Source organism: Synechococcus sp. HIMB2401, from assembly GCF_042883245.1.
Taxonomy (GTDB): domain Bacteria; phylum Cyanobacteriota; class Cyanobacteriia; order PCC-6307; family Cyanobiaceae; genus Parasynechococcus.
Genome location: NZ_JBDJKK010000001.1, coordinates 693,933 through 709,605, shown reverse-complemented (window position 1 = coordinate 709,605; position 15,673 = coordinate 693,933). Strand labels below are relative to the sequence as shown.

24 protein-coding genes and 1 riboswitch are annotated in these 15,673 nt (G+C 58.8%); of the genes, 13 read left to right on the top strand and 11 right to left on the bottom strand.

Annotated elements, in window-relative coordinates:
- Positions 1-8: 8 nt before the first annotated feature.
- The 7 genes from AAXE93_RS04340 to AAXE93_RS04310 all read right to left on the bottom strand — a co-directional run bounded on the left by AAXE93_RS04340 (position 9) and on the right by AAXE93_RS04310 (position 5,720).
- Positions 9-764: an ABC transporter ATP-binding protein gene (locus AAXE93_RS04340; protein ID WP_186495586.1), complete on the bottom strand. Its 756-nt coding sequence runs from the start codon at positions 762-764 to the stop codon at positions 9-11.
- Between the two features lie 3 nt (positions 765-767).
- The gene (locus AAXE93_RS04335) at positions 768-1,595 is read right to left on the bottom strand and encodes an ABC transporter permease (protein WP_250397564.1); all 828 of its coding nucleotides are present in this window, start codon (positions 1,593-1,595) and stop codon (positions 768-770) included.
- Entirely contained in the window at positions 1,595-2,596 is a 1,002-nt protein-coding gene (locus tag AAXE93_RS04330; RefSeq protein ID WP_390128416.1) for an ABC transporter substrate-binding protein, read from the bottom strand. Before AAXE93_RS04330 ends, AAXE93_RS04335 begins: the two co-directional genes overlap by 1 nt.
- 38 nt (positions 2,597-2,634) lie before the next feature.
- Positions 2,635-3,339, bottom strand: coding sequence for a hydrogenase nickel incorporation protein HypB (hypB, locus tag AAXE93_RS04325; RefSeq protein WP_186498088.1), 705 nt, complete (start codon positions 3,337-3,339; stop codon positions 2,635-2,637).
- Positions 3,340-3,361: 22 nt separating this feature from the next.
- A complete protein-coding gene (locus AAXE93_RS04320; RefSeq protein WP_390128414.1) occupies positions 3,362-3,760 on the bottom strand; it encodes a hydrogenase maturation nickel metallochaperone HypA in 399 nt (132 codons plus the stop codon).
- A 3-nt stretch (positions 3,761-3,763) separates the two neighbouring features.
- Entirely contained in the window at positions 3,764-4,954 is a 1,191-nt protein-coding gene (gene speB, locus AAXE93_RS04315; protein WP_390128410.1) for an agmatinase, read from the bottom strand.
- Between the two features lie 26 nt (positions 4,955-4,980).
- Positions 4,981-5,081, bottom strand: a riboswitch (guanidine-I (ykkC/yxkD leader).
- Positions 5,082-5,555: 474 nt separating this feature from the next.
- Entirely contained in the window at positions 5,556-5,720 is a 165-nt protein-coding gene (locus AAXE93_RS04310) for a hypothetical protein (protein WP_170950997.1), read from the bottom strand.
- A 584-nt stretch (positions 5,721-6,304) separates the two neighbouring features.
- On the opposite strand from AAXE93_RS04310, the gene AAXE93_RS04305 reads away from it, so the two are divergent.
- From AAXE93_RS04305 to AAXE93_RS04285, 5 genes are all read left to right on the top strand, one after another.
- A complete protein-coding gene (locus tag AAXE93_RS04305; RefSeq protein WP_115132801.1) occupies positions 6,305-6,604 on the top strand; it encodes a hypothetical protein in 300 nt (99 codons plus the stop codon).
- A gap of 209 nt (positions 6,605-6,813) precedes the next feature.
- On the top strand, positions 6,814-6,999 hold the full coding sequence (locus AAXE93_RS04300) for a hypothetical protein (protein WP_114988977.1): 186 nt from the start codon (positions 6,814-6,816) through the stop codon (positions 6,997-6,999).
- Between the two features lie 89 nt (positions 7,000-7,088).
- Positions 7,089-7,322: a hypothetical protein gene (locus AAXE93_RS04295; RefSeq protein ID WP_250397570.1), complete on the top strand. Its 234-nt coding sequence runs from the start codon at positions 7,089-7,091 to the stop codon at positions 7,320-7,322.
- Positions 7,323-7,378: 56 nt separating this feature from the next.
- Entirely contained in the window at positions 7,379-8,044 is a 666-nt protein-coding gene (locus tag AAXE93_RS04290) for an SDR family oxidoreductase (protein WP_390128406.1), read from the top strand.
- 15 nt (positions 8,045-8,059) lie between these two features.
- A complete protein-coding gene (locus AAXE93_RS04285) occupies positions 8,060-8,845 on the top strand; it encodes a DnaJ domain-containing protein (protein ID WP_390128404.1) in 786 nt (261 codons plus the stop codon).
- Between the two features lie 214 nt (positions 8,846-9,059).
- Here the strand turns inward: AAXE93_RS04285 and AAXE93_RS04280 are convergent, their stop codons facing one another.
- Positions 9,060-9,164 carry a DUF4278 domain-containing protein gene (locus tag AAXE93_RS04280; RefSeq protein WP_390128402.1) on the bottom strand — a complete coding sequence of 35 codons (105 nt, stop codon included), beginning with the start codon at positions 9,162-9,164 and terminating at the stop codon, positions 9,060-9,062.
- A gap of 184 nt (positions 9,165-9,348) precedes the next feature.
- Positions 9,349-9,636, bottom strand: coding sequence for a hypothetical protein (locus tag AAXE93_RS04275; protein WP_390128400.1), 288 nt, complete (start codon positions 9,634-9,636; stop codon positions 9,349-9,351).
- A 33-nt stretch (positions 9,637-9,669) separates the two neighbouring features.
- On the opposite strand from AAXE93_RS04275, the gene AAXE93_RS04270 reads away from it, so the two are divergent.
- From AAXE93_RS04270 to AAXE93_RS04250, 5 genes are all read left to right on the top strand, one after another.
- Positions 9,670-9,861: a hypothetical protein gene (locus AAXE93_RS04270; protein ID WP_244272209.1), complete on the top strand. Its 192-nt coding sequence runs from the start codon at positions 9,670-9,672 to the stop codon at positions 9,859-9,861.
- A gap of 9 nt (positions 9,862-9,870) precedes the next feature.
- Complete coding sequence (locus tag AAXE93_RS04265; RefSeq protein WP_390128688.1) at positions 9,871-10,518, top strand: ParA family protein; 648 nt, start codon at positions 9,871-9,873, stop codon at positions 10,516-10,518.
- Positions 10,519-10,622: 104 nt separating this feature from the next.
- A complete protein-coding gene (locus AAXE93_RS04260; protein ID WP_390128398.1) occupies positions 10,623-10,850 on the top strand; it encodes a hypothetical protein in 228 nt (75 codons plus the stop codon).
- A gap of 24 nt (positions 10,851-10,874) precedes the next feature.
- Positions 10,875-11,027: a hypothetical protein gene (locus tag AAXE93_RS04255; protein ID WP_390128396.1), complete on the top strand. Its 153-nt coding sequence runs from the start codon at positions 10,875-10,877 to the stop codon at positions 11,025-11,027.
- Positions 11,028-11,040: 13 nt separating this feature from the next.
- On the top strand, positions 11,041-12,675 hold the full coding sequence (locus AAXE93_RS04250) for an FAD-dependent oxidoreductase (RefSeq protein WP_390128394.1): 1,635 nt from the start codon (positions 11,041-11,043) through the stop codon (positions 12,673-12,675).
- A gap of 2 nt (positions 12,676-12,677) precedes the next feature.
- On the opposite strand, the gene AAXE93_RS04245 is transcribed toward AAXE93_RS04250, so the two are convergent.
- A complete protein-coding gene (locus tag AAXE93_RS04245) occupies positions 12,678-12,860 on the bottom strand; it encodes a hypothetical protein (RefSeq protein WP_170950632.1) in 183 nt (60 codons plus the stop codon).
- 431 nt (positions 12,861-13,291) lie between these two features.
- Between AAXE93_RS04245 and AAXE93_RS04240 the strand changes: the two genes are divergently transcribed.
- The 3 genes from AAXE93_RS04240 (at position 13,292) to AAXE93_RS04230 (ending at position 15,328) form a co-directional block, all read left to right on the top strand.
- Entirely contained in the window at positions 13,292-13,438 is a 147-nt protein-coding gene (locus AAXE93_RS04240; protein WP_390128392.1) for a hypothetical protein, read from the top strand.
- Between the two features lie 288 nt (positions 13,439-13,726).
- A complete protein-coding gene (locus AAXE93_RS04235) occupies positions 13,727-13,900 on the top strand; it encodes a hypothetical protein (protein ID WP_390128390.1) in 174 nt (57 codons plus the stop codon).
- Between the two features lie 234 nt (positions 13,901-14,134).
- Positions 14,135-15,328, top strand: a complete 1,194-nt coding sequence (locus tag AAXE93_RS04230; protein WP_390128387.1) for a DUF4336 domain-containing protein — start codon at positions 14,135-14,137, stop codon at positions 15,326-15,328.
- On the opposite strand, the gene AAXE93_RS04225 is transcribed toward AAXE93_RS04230, so the two are convergent.
- Positions 15,318-15,671 (bottom strand): DUF760 domain-containing protein, encoded by a 354-nt coding sequence (locus AAXE93_RS04225; RefSeq protein WP_390128385.1) that lies wholly within the window; start codon positions 15,669-15,671, stop codon positions 15,318-15,320. The two genes, AAXE93_RS04230 and AAXE93_RS04225, sit on opposite strands and share 11 nt — an antisense overlap.
- Between the last annotated feature and the right edge of the window lie 2 nt (positions 15,672-15,673).

The following is a 15,673-nucleotide window of genomic DNA, read 5'->3' as shown; positions in this document are numbered from 1 at the left end:
CAGTTCTGTCAGGAAAGTGCCGGCTCCAGCTCCCGCATGGTGGCGGAGAGGGAACGACGCATGGAGAGGAAGTCGCTGCTTAGGCGCAGCTGATCGAGATCGGTTTTGTCGAGATCGACATCGAGGGATCGAATGATTCGCCCTGGATTTGGGGCAAGCACGTGGACGCGCTGGGCCAGCACCAAAGCCTCTTCCACGTCGTGGGTGATCAGCAGAACGGTCAGGCCTGTTCGTTGCCAGAGCTTGAGCAGGAAGTCCTGCATCGATTCCCGGATCTGTAGATCCAGAGCCCCGAAGGGTTCATCCAGCAACAGGATGCTGGGGTTGGTGGCGAGGGCCCGGGCGATGGCCACCCTCTGCTGCATTCCGCCCGACAGTTCGCGCGGCAATTTTGTGGCGGCGTCACTAAGGCCAACCACTTCGAGGAAATAGGCTGTTCGCTCCTTGATCTCTGCTGCTTTCATCCGCTGAAGTCGCATCCCGAAGGCAACGTTCTCAGCGGCGTTGAGCCATGGATAAAGGCTGTATTTCTGAAACACCATGCCCCGGTCTGGCCCGGGACCAGAGACTGGGGTGCCGTCAACAGTGATGCTGCCGCTGCTCGGTTGATCCAGACCAGCAATCAGCCGCAGAATCGTGCTCTTCCCGGACCCAGAGCTGCCCACAAGGGCCATGAAGTCTCCGGATTTCATGGAAAACGAAAGGTGATCGAGGATCAATTTCTCCCCGAAACGCTTGCTCAGGTTGTTAACGATCAGTTCCAAGGCTCACACCGCCCATTTGCAGCTGAGACGCAGCAAAAGCCTGAATCCCATGTCGATGGCGAAGCCGATCAAGCCGAGAACGATCAACTCGGCGAAGATCTGATCGGTGCGGAAAAAGCGCTGAGCCAGCTGGATGCGTTTGCCAAGGCCCACTTCCGCGGCCACCAGCTCAGCCACCACCACAAGGTTCCAGGAGGTTGCGATGTTGATTCGCAAGGTGTCGATGATGCTGGGCAGGCTGTAGCGGGCGACGACTTGCACCAGGACCTGCCGGCTGCGTCCACCCAGGGTGAGTGTGGTTTCGATGAGTTCTTTGGGAACGAACTTCACCGCATCCATCACCATCAGGATGTTGAAGTAGATCGTGCCGAGAAAAATCAGAGCGATCTTGGGTTCCTCCCCGATGCCGAGGTAGATGATCAGCAGAGGGATGAATGCCGCTGCAGGCATGTAACGCAGCATGGCGATCAGCGGCTCGCAGATTGCGCAGATCGCTGGGTACACCCCCATGCAGATGCCGATCGGCACCGCCAGAAGTGTGGCGAGAAGAAATCCTCCAAACACGCGGCCGGTGCTGGCCACAATGTCTTGGAAAAGGATTCCGCTCTCGGCCATGGAGGCCAGGGAGCGGAACACGGCCTGCGGAGAGGGAAGGAATTTTTCATCCACCAGTCCGAGGGAAGCGATGGCGGTCCAGAGCAGCAGGGGCACCAGCAGTGATGCCACCTGCAGGCCGCCACGCACGGCCTTGGATGGCATGGCACCAAGGGTGAACAGGGAGAGAAGCCCATTGCTTCTCCCCTTGCGAGCAGCGGCGGCCGTGGCAGTCATCAGGAGGCGGCGACCTTCTTGATGAAGCTGTCGTCAAACAGCTTGCTCAAGTCTGGTTTTTCAGGGATGAAGCCCACCGAAACCATGAAGTCGGCCATCGACTCAGCGGCGAATGGCATGAACTTCATTCCCTCACCAGTGCTGAAGGCCTCGAGGTTTTCCTCGATGGAGAAGAAGCGGGTGCCGTCTTTGTACTGCTCGTATTCCTCAGTGGGAATGCCGGCACGCTTGGCCATGATCGCCTCGGATTTTTCGGGGTTCTTTTCCATAAACTCGCGAACGTCCCACCAGGTCTTCACGATCTTCTGCACATCGTCGGGGCGCTCCTTGATCAGATCACCGCTGACGGTGAGCAGATCAGGAATGGCACCTGGATACTCCTTGGAGCTGGCGATCACCTGGGCACCTTCTCGCTGCATGGCGGTGCCTGTGTAGGGAGGGAAGGCACCAACGGCATCAACTTGACCGGCCGCGAATGCAGTGGCTGCCTGATCGGTGGGCATGCCTTTGATCACCACGTCGTCGCGGCTCATGCCCGCATCCTTGAGGGCCAGGCTGAGCAGATAGTCATCCACAACGCCTTCCTCAACAGCAACGGTCTTGCCTTTGAGATCGGCGATGGATGTGATGGAGGCATCGGCAATGATCTGGTCATTGCCAGCAGAGTTGTCGTTCACCAGAACCACCACTTCACCGCCGTTCTCACCCGGCAGGAAAGAAATGGTGTCGTTCAAGGTTTGGGAGTTGCCGTCGATCTTGCCAGCAGCGAAGGTTTCCATCGACTGCACGTAGCCGTCGAACCACTTCATCTCCACATTCACGCCGTTCTTCTCGAACAGCTTTTCCTCCACGGCAATCGCCCAGGGCCACCATCCGGCCCAGTTGCTGTAGCCCAAAACGATCGGGGTGCCACTTACCATCGGTGTGGAGGGCTTAGAGCAAGCGACGGCCAGCACGATGGCGAGGCCGGCGAAGAGAAGGTTGCGCAGTTGTTTTGTCATGGCATGGGCGGGAGGAACAAGACGTTGAATTGATCTGCTCAGGCGGTGGCCAGAGCAGGGGTTGTGGTGGTCCGGCTGGCGAGGGCTTGCCGCACCCAGATGTGCCAGGCATCCAGGCCTTCACCTGTCAGGGCGGAGACCTCGATCACCGTGGCGTTGGGATTGATGCTGTGGATGTTGCGGCGGATCGCTGCCACATCCACAGGCAGGTGGGGCAGAAGATCCACCTTGGTGATCAGCACCACATCCGCGTTGCGGAACATCAGGGGGTACTTGAGCGGCTTGTCATCGCCCTCGGTCACGCTGAGCAACGCCACTTTGTGGTGTTCCCCAACGTCAAATTCCGCAGGGCAGACCAGGTTGCCCACGTTCTCCACGAGCAGTAAATCCAGCGCGGAAGGATCGAGCCGTTGTTGCAGCAACTCCAGGCCACCACTCACCATGGCCGCATCGAGGTGGCAGGCTCTGCCTGTTGTGATGGGCACCACCGGGATGCCAACGGTTTCCAATCGGTCGGCATCCAGCTGGGTGGTCATGTCGCCTTCCAGCACGGCCATGCTGAGTTCGCGAGCCAAGGCTGGGAGGGACCGTTCGAGCAGGGCGGTTTTTCCTGCGCCTGGGCTGCTCATCAGGTTGAGGCAAAGCAGATCCCAGCTCTGGAAATGCTCGTTGTTGTGTTCGGCCTGATGGTTGTTGGCGGCAAGCAGATTGAGGCCGAGGGTGTCCTCAAGAGGCATATGCATTGCAAAAGGGGGGGTATTGGTTTCAGCGCTGACGCTGGATTGGAGCGGACTCAAGGGCAGCGGAGGCATCGCTGCGGTAATCGATGCTGCGGATGCGCAATTCCCTACCGCTGACGATCTCCTCAAGCGGGTGATCGCAGCAGGGAGAGCGGTAGGCGTTTTCGGGTACGGGGTCGTAGGTGCCGTTGCAGATCAAGCAGCGGCCCACAAAGGGGATTTCCTTAATCGTGAGCCGGGATCCATCTAGCCAGGTGCCCTGCACCGCAGCGTTGTAAGTGGTCACCAGCTGATCGGGTTCAACGCAGGTGAATCGCCCCACATCGAGATGAACGGTTTCGACCATCGCAGAGGTGTCTTCGCGACGGTCGCGCCATTCATTCAGGGAGATCAGCAGGCACTTGGTCATGTCGACTTCATGCATGGCCTATCTCCACTTCTGATCAACGTTCATGTTGCAGGTGTCGCTGATCCAGTCCGGCTTCTCTTTGCGGGGTAACTGACCGCTCACCACAAGGTGGGCCATGGTGTCGCAAATCACCCGGGTGGCCATCAGGGAGGTCATGTCACTGATGTCGTAGGGAGGTGAAACCTCAACGATTTCCAGGCCGCAGACGGGAACGTTGCGCACGATCAGCTCGAGCAGCTTGAGCGCTTCTCGCGGCATCAGGCCACCGGGCTCAGGCCAGCCAGTACCCGGCACGAAGCCGGCATCGATGCAGTCAATGTCGAAAGAGATGTAGACGCAGTCCGTGCCATCGGTGGCTCGTTCAATGGCGTACTGGGCTGCGGCTTCCAGCCCCATTTCAGTGATGTCGGTCACCGTGAGCACATTGGTGCCCCGCTCCCTGCAGACCTTGACGCCCTCGCGAGGCACTTGCCAACCACCAATGCCCAGCTGCACCAGGTTTTTTGCCGGGGCGTTGGCCATGTTTGTGGCATGGAACCAAGGGCAGGTGTGCATCCGCTCATCAAGGTCGATCTCCTGGGTGTCGACGTGGCGATCGAAATGGATGATTCCCACTTTTTTGTCGCCGAGATGGCGACACACCCCACGCACCGTGGGGAAACCGATCGAGTGGTCGCCACCGAGGATGATCGGGAAGGCGCCGCTCGAGAAGACGTGGGCGATGCCTTTGGAGATCTGATCGAAGCTCTTTTCGTTGTTGGCCGGGATCGTGAAGATGTCACCCACATCGCAGAGGGTGATCTGTTCACGCAGGTCGACCCCCATTTCGTAGTTGTAAGGGGTGTAAAGAGCTGAAATTCGTCGGATCCCCTGGGGGCCGAAGCGCGTTCCGGGCCGGTAGGTGGTTCCGCAGTCGTGAGGTACACCAACGATGGCGACGTCGTAGTTGCCCACTTGGTTCACATTTTCCAAGTAGGGCGCTTTCATGAAGGTGTTGATGCCGGCGAAATGCGGCAGTTCACCTCTGGAGAAGGTGGAGATGTTGCGGTCAACAATGCTTTCGGCGGCTTCAAGCCCGAAGCGTTTGGCCTGGTCAACTTCTTGCTGCCAGCCAGTGAGTGGAAGCTTGCGTTCCTTCTCGAGTGCCTGCATGCCTTCGCTGGGATGCGAACGCTGGAAGGCCCCTGAAGGGTCCGATGGGGATGACATCAAACAAGGGAGTGGGCGTTGAGGCGGTCTCCCGGGCTTTTGTCCCTCCGTGCAACCGGCTAGGCCGGTGGAAACCTCTTGGACCAGGCATCCCCGTGAAGAGATCGGAACCCTAGGTTTCATCCGCAATTTCACTGTCTGCGGCTTTGATGCTCTGCGGAGTGTGAACCGCTACAAATGATTGGTGTGGCCGATTTTGCAGAAGATGGCTGTTGGGTAACAACAGCTGCTAACAGCACGTAACAGGCCAATTCGCGTTGTCAATCGTGCTGCTTAGCGTTTGCTCAACACGGATGATTGCTGTGAGTGAATCCTTCGGTGGTTTGCCTAACAAAGAGTTGAGTTCTGGTGTGTCGCAGTGGTGGCGCGAACGTGTTCAACATCTGATTGATTGCGGACGGGCTGATGATGCCCGCTGCCTTTACCTGGAGTTCGGGGAGGACAGTGCAGGAACGCTGGGTTTCTGAAAAACTGCATAAAAAAGGAGGGTTCCCTAGGCCCTCCCGGAGTCGACGCATTACCCCTCACCGGGGTGCACCAAGTGTTACGTGCTGAACACTAAAGTGCTGTAAGTGTTGATACTTATTCTAGGCCGCAACGATCAACTTAAGGATTGTTCCTGACGCCGCAGAATTTCATAGGCCTGCCAGAGACCTTCAACGTCAGAGCACACCGCCTGTCGATTGCAGACGCGGTAGCGGCCCTGGCCGATGGCATCAATGGTTGTGCCCTTGGAGGTGGCACAGATGCGACTGATGCTCTCCATGGGATTTGCTAAGTGGATCAAGGATCTACAGCCGTGAGGGGGCGCCATGCACATCTGATTTGCAGTTCTAAATCTCTTTTGCAGGAGAAAAGATCCATGGCTAACAGCTCAGCGCCATAAAAAAACCGGGCCTGGCCCGGTTTTTGTTCAGCTTTTGCTGGCGTTTTGAACGCTCAGGCTTTGGAAGGCTTGGTGGTGAGTGCAGCAGACATGGCGGAGGCCAGGAGCACGCATCCGGCGACGGCGAGGAAACCCATGGATCGGGGGAAGGGAAAGACCCGAGCATCATTCCCACAGCTGGCGTCAGCTTTTGTTGCTGTTGGCACGGAATTCGGAAGAACCTTGCTTTCGGCCGCCCTCGGCCGTTTTCAGAGGCATCTCCTGACGGTCGAGACACGATGAGCACAGCAATTTCCCCTTATTGCGCCAATACGCCGCCATCGAGCGCTCGATGCGCAAGGAGCACCCTTCACAGCGAAATAACGGCATCGACGGCTCCGCGACGCAGACCTTCTAACGCAACGGCGCGGTTGAACCGGTGTTCTCTGTGACGATGGGTGCGCTTCGCTTGCCCCAGCCTTGTGATGCAGGCCCTGCGTTTATTGCTGCTCACCCTGATGGCGTCCGTCGCCTCTGCCTCCACGTCGTTTCAGCCCTTGGATCGGGTGGAGGGTTGGTTGATCGAGCGACGTTTGGATGCAAACCAGGATCCGATCTGCCGTGCGTCTGTTCCAGGACCTGGCACCTGGTTCTCGGCACGGGTTCATCTGGATGCGAACGACGAGATGGTGGTGCCTGCCGGACTGCATCGGCCGGACGAAACGAGGCTGGAGGCTGTGCGTGATGCGCTCCGGCGTTGTCGCGCCAGTGTTCTTTATCTGTAGCGGATAAAGCTTTGTGGCCGGGGCCGCTGCTGATCTGAAATCGAGCTATGAAATCGGTGTCGGCAGTTGCAAAATCGTCGACTCCTCACACCACCTGAGCCTCCGCCAAGCGCGGGGGCTTTTTTTTTGATTGATCCCGAACAGCACCTTTCGATTTTGTGCTCAGCAAATGTTTTGCGGTTGTGATGTTTTTAACCGCTAAATCTCTGATGTATTGCATCGAGAGGCTTGATACAGGAGGGCAGTGGATCCAGGAGATCTGCTTCAAAACGGAGTTCAAAGCCTTTGTGAATGCCCGCACCAAATCGCGCGCCACGTTGAAGACCTATCGCGTGGTGCATGCCACCTGGAACCAGGTGGTCACCGTTGTGCAGGGATCAGCTGAACCCCATTGATCTGCCTTGCTTCGGCGTTTCCCGAGCCGTTGCGATCCCGAAGACTTCAAGGCTCTTTCTTGGATGTGAAATGTCCTGAGCCATAACCGGTGGCCCAGGGGCCTGTGGGCATGATCCTCACGCGGTATCTCAGCAGTGAAGGTTGGGTGGAGGAGTGTTCCCATGCCAACGCTTTTGATGCCTATATCGACGCACGGCGACGCTGCGTGCTCCGAGGCTGCCCCTATCTGCTGGTGGATGCAGAGACCGGCAGCACGGTCTCCGTGCTCACGGTGAAACAGTGTTTGCATCAGTACGGCGTCGAGGGGGATTTCCCGGCGTGATCGCGTCAGGGGATCGACGCAAGAGCCGGCAGGATGGCGGTTGCTGAAACCTCCCGATGGCGACGTTTCTGGTCACCGGCGCAAACCGTGGGATCGGCTTGGAATACTGCAGGCAGCTCAAGGCCCGTGGCGATGACGTGGTGGCCGTTTGCCGTCAAACCAGTGATGAACTGGAGGGCCTAGGGGTGCGGGTGGAAGCCGCCCTTGAGTTGAGCGACAGCCAAGCCATTGATGACCTGGTGCAGCGACTGGATGGTTTGCCCCTCGATGGCGTCATCCTCAATGCCGGGATTTTGCAGTCGATGGGCCTGATGGATTTGGATCCCTCCGGGATTCGCCGCCAGTTTGAGGTGAACGCCCTTGCTCCTTTGCTGCTGGCCAGGGCGTTGGTGGATCAGATGCCCAACGGAGCGAAGTTGGTGCTGATGACCAGCCGCATGGGGTCCATCGACGACAACAGTTCGGGAGGCTCCTATGGCTATCGGATGTCGAAGGTGGCGCTCAACATGGCCGGAAAGTCGTTGGCGATTGATCTGGAACCGCGGGGCATCGCCGTGGCGATCTTGCATCCCGGATTGGTGCGAACTCGCATGATTCGCTTCAATCCCAGCGGGATCCACCCCGAGCAGTCGGTGAAGGGGCTGTTGGCCCGGATCGATGGCTTGACCATGGCCACCAGCGGCAGCTTCTGGCATGCCAATGGTGAGTTGTTGCCATGGTGAGGCGGGAGACACGCTTTGGGCTTTGATCCGCGTCAGTGGTCAGGCGGACGCCCTGAACAACGGGTCACCAGCAATGTTGAGGCGTTGCTGGCGGAGAACGACGCTTTGCGTCGCGAGGTGTTGCGGCTCAACCGTGAGTTGGAGCGACTGCAACGTCAGCAACGCCAACGCATTCGTACGGAGCCCAGATCCCATCGCCCCTGGACTGAGCCATCGGCACAAGCTCCACCGCGCATCAGCAGCCAACAGGTGCGGGCCTGGGGGCAGGCCCTGGCTCAGCAGCCGGGATGGACGGCACTGCGTCAGCGCGGATTGGAGCTGTTGATCGAGCAGCTCAACCGCAGTGGTTTTCCTGCCCACTTAACCCTTGAACAGCGGTTGGATCGGTTGGTTCGGGGGCTGGGAACAGATCTCATGGCGGCGGTGGGAGCCAAGCCGAACAAGCAAACAACGGCCGTTCTGGCGGCGTTTGCCTTGTTTGGGGTTCGCGCCAGTGAATGGCTGGATGAGGATCCACAGCGTGTGGTGGAGCAGTTGCGTCAGCGGCAGGACCAATCAGGTTCAAGGCGGCAGGGTCGCCGCACCCGAACGGACCAACGTCAAACGGATCGTCAGGACGATGGCAACGCCCGTGATCCACGCCGTGCCGCTTTAAGGGTGTTGGGCTTAGAGGCCAACGCGTCCCTCGCTGAGATCAAGCAGGCGCATCGAAAACTGGTGAAGCAGCACCATCCCGATCTCGGTGGTTCTGCTGAGGCGTTTCGACGCGTCAATGAGGCGTATCAGTCGTTGGTTCAGTGACGCTCTTGTCCGATGATCTGGGGTAGCAACAGGTGGTCTTGATGCCGGTGGAAGTTGGTGTGGTGCTGATTGGTGCTGGCTTTGCCGTGGGTGTGTCCCTCGCCGTCGCCGTTTGGTTTGAACGTTGGAAGGCAAAACAGCCCGATCCTGAAGGCAAATGAGCCATAAAAAAGCCCCGCCGAGGCGGGGCTTGTAAGAGGTCGTCGTGCTGTTGTCAGCTGGCGACTTTCTGACCGCGATAAACAAGAACCGGACGCTGAACGTTGGATGCAGCAGTGTTGTTCTGGTTGTACTTCTGGCCGCGATAGGTCAGGGTCATGATGGGTTCCTCGAAGCAAGCTCAGGTCCCCGTTCCATGGCCTGAGTCGAACTGCGCCTCGCCGAAGACGAGGTGAACGTGATTGCGTAGCAGTTGCTACAGATCCTTTATAAGTGTGGTGTCAATCCACGTGTCGTTCGTGCTGTTACAGAACAGGAGATCTGTTCAGCTCCGATGGGTTGATTCAGGCCTTTAAGTGCTTCATGCGCGTTTGGGTGGTGTGTGCACCGGGCGTGGCTTGAGTTGAGGTGCTTTCTGGGTCATCACGGCTGAAGGTGAATTGAATCGATTCTGTCGCCGCTTGAATGGTCGGAATGATGGATCGGCTACCGATCCTGAGGTTCAGGCTCTGATCGCTATGGCTTGGACTCAAAGCTTCCATTAATTCGTTGTTCTGCTGAACAGTTCGGCTGCGATTGAGTGATCCTTGATGCTTACTCAGTGTGAAGCTCATGGCGCCGAAGGACGCCATCCGTACGGTGTGGGCAGGTTAGTTTTCGCGGTCATGAACAGCTCTCAGAGCAAGGATGATTGGGTGAAGGCGCAGCAGCACAAGTTCCATAAACCGATTGATGTCGACACCTTGATGTGGGTGCGCAATCGCCTGATGCGTTTGGAAGTGGAGGCCCGTTGGGCAGACCGCATCTGTGTGTTTGAAGAGTTCTTCCCCAACGACGCGATCATTCCGCGCATCTGAACCTCAGCCATTTTTTTGACTGTCTTTGGCCAGAAGGGTGGTGTGGCAAAAACCTGCACCAGCATTCATTTGGCTTGTGTATGGGCCCAGCAGGGCCTGTCGGTGTGTGTTGTTGATGAGGATCGCAACCGCTCGGCAACCGCCTACGCAGCCCGGGGGATGCTTCCGTTTGAAGTGGTGCCTGTGGAGGCTGCAGCAAAGGCCACCCGCCATGCCCAAGTAATCATCACCGACGGGCAGGCCAGCAGCCACGAAGATGAACTCAAGAATCTTTCGGCCGGAGCAGATCTTGTTTTGCTGCCCACTACGCCGCAGGCGAGATCGGTTGAGCTCACTGTTGAACTCTCCTCAATCCTCAGGCAGATGAACACCATGCATGTCGCATTGTTGGTGAAGGTGGACAGCCGAAAACAACGGCTTGCGCAGGAAGCACGCCAAATTTTGGAGGGTTTTGATGTGGATGTGATGCAGGCGGAAATCCCCTTGTTGGCGGCGTTTGAAAAAGCAGAAGTGGAGGGTGTTTGTGTGTCGAATGCCGTCGATGACCGTGGCCGTGCCGATCTGCGGCGCATGGGGGGATGGGCGGCCTATTGCCAGGCTGCTGTTCAGATCCGTGATCGCTTGTCGGCAGCAACGCCTGACGCTATTAGTGCTTGATCAAGAAACACTCACTTTTGGCGTCGGTCGCCAATCAGACAGATCTTCTGAGCTTCAGCCGCAATACTTACCTCAGCTGATTGAAGGTTGATGGGTCGCAGTTCTTGGTTGAAGAATCCCACCCGTTGCTCAGCAGCATCCACTTGGCAGCCCCAGGCGAAATCCGCTTCCTCTGGACAGGCGACGGTTATGGCATCCGCTGCGGCGGTTCTGCTCAAGACGCCGAGCATCTCCACCAAAGCCGCATGATCGAAGCCGTTGTGATGCTTGCCATTGGTTTGTCGATGGCAGGCGTGGTTTTTGGCAATCTGAACAACGACGAGTCCGTTTAAGTTCAAAAGCTGTTGCTGCTTTTGATGACGACCTTGTTGGCCTTCATGCTCGGGCAGCTTGAGATCAGCAATCTCACAGCAGCCTTCCTCGCTCTTGTGGTGTTGGTTTTTGTGGGCAGCTTTGCTGTGGTGTCGTTGCAGACCGGTGAGCTGATCAAACCCCCCAAAAACGACTAAGTCCGAAAGGTTGATGCCTGAACAAGCCAAGGTCGCCAGCGCGGATGGCTCCCATGTGGTGGTGATCGGTGCTGGCTGGGCCGGCTGGGGTGCAGCCAAAGCCCTCTGTGAAGCCGGTGTTCGCGTCACCCTGGTTGACGGGATGTCGGATCCCACGGGGAGGACGCCGATGCGCACCGCCAGCGGTAAACCCTTCGAAGCGGGCACCCGGGGCTTTTGGAGGGATTACCCCAACATCAATGCGCTGACCGATGAGCTTGGGCTCACCGATGTGTTCACTGAATTCACCACCAGCGCCTTCTGGTCTCCCGCCGGTCTGGAGGCCACGGCCCCGGTGTTCGGTGACGGGTTGCAGTTGCCCAGCCCCCTGGGGCAGGCCATGGCAACGATCAAGAACTTCAAGCGCCTGCCTGTTGCCGATCGCCTGAGCATTGCCGGCCTTTTGGTGGCGATGCTTGATCTGAACCGCAACGAGGAGACCTTCCGGCGGTACGACGCCATCGATGCGTTGACCCTGTTCCGCCAACTGGGAATCACGGAGCGGATGATCGACGAATTCTTGCGTCCGATTCTTTTGGTGGGTCTGTTCAAGCCACCGGAGGAATTATCGGCAGCCGTCACCATGGAGCTGCTCTACTACTACGCCCTGGCGCATCAAGATTCCTTTGATGTGCGCTGGATTCGCACTGGCAGCATCGCCGAGCAGCTGATCGCTCCCCTGGCGGAACGCCTGCTCGACTCCGGTCTGCTCACTGTTCTGGGAGGAACGTTGGCCACGCGCCTGAATTTTGATCAGCCAGGCGAGGCGATTCGGTCGGTGGATGTCCGTTGCAAAGCAACAGGCCGCTCCAGCGTTGTTGATGACGTTGATGCGGTTGTGCTGGCGGTGGGTGCCAAGGGCATGCATGCCCTGATGGCGGAGTCGCCGTGTTGCAGTGATGTGCTGCCGGAGCTGGCGTCTGCTGGCGGTTTGGGGGCGATTGATGTGGTGTCGGTGCGGTTGTGGCTGGATCGCACCATTGCGGTCGCCGATCCCGCCAATGTCTTCTCGCGCTTTGACGCCTTGCAAGGTGCGGGCGCCACATTTTTCATGCTCGACCAGCTGCAGGACGCGGATCTTGATGCGCTCTGGGGCGGCAGCGAGCCCCAGGGATCCGTGGTGGCCAGCGACTTCTACAACGCCACGGCAATCGCAGCCTTGAGTGATCAAGAGATCGTCGACACCATGCTGAATGAGTTGTTGCCCCAGGCGGTGCCGGCCTTCCGGCTTGCCCAGGTGCTTGAGTTTGAGGTGCGGCGTTACCCGGGCTCGGTGTCGTTGTTCTCCCCCGGCAGTTTCAGCCAGCGGCCGCCGCTGCAGACGGCACTTCCGTCTGTGGTCTGCGCTGGCGACTGGGTGCGGATGGGCGAACGCGAGCACGGTGCCAAGGGCCTGTGCCAGGAACGGGCCTACGTCTGCGGTCTTGAGGCGGCCAACGCCTTGATGCGCAGTGGGGTGATGTTCTGGGCGAATGCTGCGACCCGCCCAGAACATCCGGTGCGGCCGATCCGTCCGGAAGAACCCCAGGTCCTGTTGGGCCGGGCCCTAAACAAACTCGTGATGGACCCCCTGGAGGCGTTCGGGATCCGTTGGCCTTGGTTGGCCTGAGCTCAGAAATTCAGTTGGCCTGACAGCCAGAGTTCCTGCCAAGACCCTGCGGCTGAGGCGTTCAGCGCCATCAGGATGGTCACGCTGATGCCACCCAGGGTGAGCCCCACTCCCATCATGATCAGGGCGGTCAGTCCTTCCGCTTCGGTGAGCGGTTGCTTTTCGAGAAAGCGACGCTTGGCCATGGCTGCTGATCCGATGCACCCGTTCTGCATCGGCCCAAGGCCACTTGGCAACAGGCCGTATCACTCATTCACGCAGAGCTGCGGGGGGATGACTCGGCGTTGCTTAGGTTGCTGGCCTGCGCTTGACGCCGCCCCGATGGGTTTCATCATGCAGCCATGACTGGTTTGATCTGTGGCATGACCGCCCTGTGGCTCCACGCATGGTGGTGTTGCAGAACAACCAATTCGCCTGCGGTCAAACGCAGCTGGCCTTACCCGCGCTCGTGGAAAAACAGCGCCGATCTGTACGAAAGGCCCTGTCGCCGTCACCGTCATCTCAGGGCGCGCACGCAACTCAGCGCACGCAGCCGCCGCAGCATCGCCGGCAGAACGCCTGTCTTGGTAGCGCAAGCTACTGAAAACGCTTAAGTTGGCGCGTCTGGATTTTTCTGTTGAACGGCAGCCAATCGGTCGAGGCCAGGAGTGAGAAGCGCCGTCAGCAGCTGATGGGAGTGTCGTTTGTGGCTGCTGCGGTTGGCGTTCTGGCGTTGTTGACGATCCGTCTTGGAACCTGTTGCTCCTGGTTCGGTTCGCACTGACCTTTTCGGGTTGGCAGCTGGAGTTCAGTGGTGTTACGAGCCTCGGCAAGGCTGCGCCAGCCACCAGATGTGGTGTCCTCAGCCCTTGATTGTGGGTGCAGTGCCGGTATGTTTCATTTGTTCCCCATCACCTGGCTTCAGCCCATGCGGCTGAGGCTTTTTTATTGCCTTCTTGCAGAACGTTGTATCCAGGTAAACCAACTTCCGATAGTCTTAAGTGACATCACTTGGTGGCAACGGCTACATCGACATCACGTTCCTTAAGTTGAAAAGACAAGTCTTCCCTTGATGTCTCCTGCTGAATTGTCGAGCATCAAATGGGAGCAAGATGGGGAAATGTCTGCGCAAGACACCTGGACGCTGGTGAAAAAGCTCACCAAGGTGGAAGAGCAAGACAAGGCATCCAACCTGTTGCATTTGTCGTCGAAACACAGCCACTCCAAGCGCTCCAATCGCCGCTGAATTCGACCCCCTTTTTTGCAGGCGGCCTGGTTGTTGATGGAAATGTGGGTGAGGTTGTTCGTTCTGACTCCCTCCTTTGAGGGAGGGCGCCGACTTGAACACTCCCTCATCTGAGGGATGGTCCAATGGTGCTGGTGAGCTGGCGGCAACCGGCGTGGCGGGTGGTGCTGTTCTGCGCCGGAGTGGGTGGTTTGACCCTGGCCTGATCCATTCCTCTGCAGAATCACCGTATTGATGGGGAGTGTGGTGGCTGGAGCTGGTGTGAATCCTGCGGATCAGCGCTGGGGTTTCTGGCCGCTGCTGCCGCTTTACCCCTACGGCCGCCGCCGCACGCTGTTCAGTGAGCTGATCCCTGGCCAGCTCTGGAGCCTGGAGCAGCTGCAGGGGGTGTATTACGTGGCCGTGCCGGTGCGGCTCACCGTGGCCAAGGTGCCCGGCGGCTTGATGTTGGTGAACCCTCTGCCGCCCACCGGTGAAGTGCGCCAAGCCATCGCCGGGCTGGAGCAACAACACGGCCCCGTGTGCACGATCGTGCTGCCCACCGCCTCTGGCTTAGAGCACAAGCTTCCCCTCGGTCCCCTGGCCCGCGCCTTCCCGGATGCGGACATCTGGGTGTGTCCGGGCCAGTGGAGCTTCCCGGTGCAGTTGCCTCTGTCCTGGTTGGGTGTGCCGGCCCGTCGCACCAAGGTGTTGTTCGACGATGGCCTTCCCCATGGCGATGTTTGTGAGTGGTTCTCCCTTGGACCGCTCGACCTTGGCGTGGGCCGTTTCCAGGAGGTCTCCTGTTTGCATCGCCCGTCAGGCGCTCTGTTGGTGACCGATGCCCTGGTGGGCATCAGTGCTGACCCCCCGGCCTTGTTCGACCTCGATCCAACGCCGCTGTTGTTCCATGCTCGCGAACGCGGCGATGAGCCCCTCAGCGATTCAGCGGAAGCCCGCCGCCGCGGCTGGGCCCGGCTGGTGCTGTTTGCCTCCTACCTGAGGCCGGAACCGCTGGAGGTCCCCGCGCTGCCGGAGTTGCTTCGGGATGCGTTCAAGCCCGGGCTGCGTTCCTTGAAAGCCCACTTCGGCCTCTACCCCTTCCGCTGGAAAGCCGGTTGGCAGGTGGCAGCCGATGGCTTGATCGGCGAAGAAGCGCCCAGGTTGCAGGTGGCCCCGGTGCTTGAGCGGTTGGTGTTGCCCAGAGCCAAAGAGGCTCTGTTGCGATGGCTGCAGGAGTTGAGCGGCCAGGCTGAGCTGCGCTGGCTGGTGCCGGCTCACTACAGCGCGCCGGTCACATTCACGCCCGAAACCGTGCAACACCTGCTCGCGTCATTGCAACAGCGGGACTGGGCTCCAAGTTCTGAGAACTGGGAGTTTCTTGGATCCATTGATCAGCGTTTGCTCGATCTCGGCGTTGTGCCTGATCAGCCCGTGATCAAAGCTTGAGTTCGTCTTCCGGCTCGATCGCCATCTGCTCATCAGCGAACAGGGTCTCTTCCAGTTCCTTGCGCTGTTCCATCTGGCGCAAGAAATAACCCGTCATCATGGCCGAGGCCAGCATGTTGGCGAGGTTGTCGCGGTTGGCCGTCACCTTCACCTCAAAGTGCTCGCCAGGAAGCATTCCCAGCAGACCCTGAACGTTGTGGCGAATGATGTCCTGAATATCGTTGCTTGCTGATTTCGCGACCCGTTGCAAGGTGTCTGGAGACTGCTCCTGCAGGTACTGGATCAAGCTGTTCCCCGCGTGACCGTCACTGCTCTCAGTTGTCAGAAACTCGGGGTTAAACATTC

What these genes read in the sequence shown, in the direction of transcription:
- AAXE93_RS04305 (WP_115132801.1), top strand. Translation starts at nt 6,305, where the DNA reads ATGCAGGCCCTGCGTTTATTGCTGCTCACCCTGATGGCGTCCGTCGCC.
- AAXE93_RS04290 (WP_390128406.1), top strand. Translation starts at nt 7,379, where the DNA reads ATGGCGACGTTTCTGGTCACCGGCGCAAACCGTGGGATCGGCTTGGAA.
- AAXE93_RS04250 (WP_390128394.1), top strand. Translation starts at nt 11,041, where the DNA reads ATGCCTGAACAAGCCAAGGTCGCCAGCGCGGATGGCTCCCATGTGGTG.
- AAXE93_RS04255 (WP_390128396.1), top strand. Translation starts at nt 10,875, where the DNA reads ATGACGACCTTGTTGGCCTTCATGCTCGGGCAGCTTGAGATCAGCAAT.
- AAXE93_RS04270 (WP_244272209.1), top strand. Translation starts at nt 9,670, where the DNA reads ATGAACAGCTCTCAGAGCAAGGATGATTGGGTGAAGGCGCAGCAGCAC.
- hypB (WP_186498088.1), bottom strand. Translation starts at nt 3,339, where the DNA reads ATGCATATGCCTCTTGAGGACACCCTCGGCCTCAATCTGCTTGCCGCC.
- AAXE93_RS04245 (WP_170950632.1), bottom strand. Translation starts at nt 12,860, where the DNA reads ATGGCCAAGCGTCGCTTTCTCGAAAAGCAACCGCTCACCGAAGCGGAA.
- AAXE93_RS04300 (WP_114988977.1), top strand. Translation starts at nt 6,814, where the DNA reads ATGTATTGCATCGAGAGGCTTGATACAGGAGGGCAGTGGATCCAGGAG.
- AAXE93_RS04310 (WP_170950997.1), bottom strand. Translation starts at nt 5,720, where the DNA reads ATGGAGAGCATCAGTCGCATCTGTGCCACCTCCAAGGGCACAACCATT.
- AAXE93_RS04275 (WP_390128400.1), bottom strand. Translation starts at nt 9,636, where the DNA reads ATGGCGTCCTTCGGCGCCATGAGCTTCACACTGAGTAAGCATCAAGGA.
- AAXE93_RS04335 (WP_250397564.1), bottom strand. Translation starts at nt 1,595, where the DNA reads ATGACTGCCACGGCCGCCGCTGCTCGCAAGGGGAGAAGCAATGGGCTT.
- AAXE93_RS04230 (WP_390128387.1), top strand. Translation starts at nt 14,135, where the DNA reads ATGGGGAGTGTGGTGGCTGGAGCTGGTGTGAATCCTGCGGATCAGCGC.
- speB (WP_390128410.1), bottom strand. Translation starts at nt 4,954, where the DNA reads ATGTCATCCCCATCGGACCCTTCAGGGGCCTTCCAGCGTTCGCATCCC.
- AAXE93_RS04320 (WP_390128414.1), bottom strand. Translation starts at nt 3,760, where the DNA reads ATGCATGAAGTCGACATGACCAAGTGCCTGCTGATCTCCCTGAATGAA.
- AAXE93_RS04280 (WP_390128402.1), bottom strand. Translation starts at nt 9,164, where the DNA reads ATGACCCTGACCTATCGCGGCCAGAAGTACAACCAGAACAACACTGCT.
- AAXE93_RS04330 (WP_390128416.1), bottom strand. Translation starts at nt 2,596, where the DNA reads ATGACAAAACAACTGCGCAACCTTCTCTTCGCCGGCCTCGCCATCGTG.
- AAXE93_RS04225 (WP_390128385.1), bottom strand. Translation starts at nt 15,671, where the DNA reads ATGTTTAACCCCGAGTTTCTGACAACTGAGAGCAGTGACGGTCACGCG.
- AAXE93_RS04235 (WP_390128390.1), top strand. Translation starts at nt 13,727, where the DNA reads ATGTCTCCTGCTGAATTGTCGAGCATCAAATGGGAGCAAGATGGGGAA.